The following is a 1,076-nucleotide window of genomic DNA, read 5'->3' as shown; positions in this document are numbered from 1 at the left end:
GGTGAGCGGGAGTGGTCGTATCGGGAGGTGGAGGAGCGGGCCGGCCGGTTGGCGGGCTGGCTTGTGCGGCGGGGTGTGGGTGCGGGGAGCCGGGTGGGTGTTGCGCTCGGGCGGTCCGTAGAGGCGGTCGTGGCGATGCTGGCGGTGCTGAAGGCCGGCGGGGCTTACGTCCCGCTTGACCCCGCCTACCCCGCTGAGCGGCTGGAGTTCATCGCTGAGGATGCACGGTTGGTGCTGGTGATCGATGCCGATGTGATGGCTGGTGAGCGTTCCGGTGTGGTGGTTGGTGACCGGGTCGTGGCAGGTGAACAGGCCGCGTATGTGATGTATACGTCGGGGTCGACGGGGTTGCCCAAGGGTGTTGAGGTGACGCATGCCGATGTTGTCGGGTTGGCGTCGGATGGGTGCTGGGGTGGTGCGCAGCGGCGGGTGTTGTGGCATTCGCCGGAGGTCTTCGACGCTTCGACGTTCGAGGTGTGGGTGCCGCTGCTGACCGGTGGCACGGTGGTGATCGCCTCGTCCGGAGAACTGGAGGTGGAGATCACTGCTGGTCGGGTGACGGGTCTGTGGCTGACCTCCGGGCTGTTCTCCGTCCTGGTCGAGCATCACCTTGAGGCGTTTGCTGGTGTGGAGCAGGTGTGGGCTGGTGGTGATGTGGTCTCGCCTGTCGCGGTGCGGCGGGTCCTCGACGCCCACCCCGGTTTGAGTGTTGTCAATGGTTACGGTCCGACGGAGACCACCACGTTCGCCACCCGGTACGTCGTGAGCGGTGAGGTGAATGATGGTGTCCCGATCGGCCGGCCCATGGACGGCATGCGGGCCTACGTCCTCGATGACCACCTGGCCCTGGTCCCGCCCGGAGTGCCGGGAGAGCTGTATCTCGCCGGTGCAGGGGTGGCCCGCGGCTATGTGGACCGTCCGGCGCTGACCGCTGAGCGGTTCGTCGCCGATCCGTACACGGGCGATGGTGTTGGTGCGCGGATGTATCGCACCGGGGACCTGGTCCGCTGGAACCGGGACGGGCAGCTGGAATACCTCGGCCGTGCCGATGACCAGGTCAAGATACGCGGCTTCCG

Annotated in this window: 1 protein-coding gene; it reads left to right on the top strand. The window is 67.3% G+C overall.

All coding sequences use genetic code 11. The annotated features are described in order from the left end of the window. Positions 1-27: 27 nt before the first annotated feature. Positions 28-1,076: amino acid adenylation domain-containing protein (locus tag ACSNOH_RS34885; protein ID WP_436725458.1), on the top strand; the 1,049-nt coding region annotated here is incomplete at its 3' end.

Origin of the sequence: Streptomyces sp. URMC 127, from assembly GCF_051386535.1 — a bacterium.
Lineage (GTDB): Bacteria > Actinomycetota > Actinomycetes > Streptomycetales > Streptomycetaceae > Streptomyces.
This window is presented reverse-complemented; position numbering and strand designations above follow the sequence as displayed.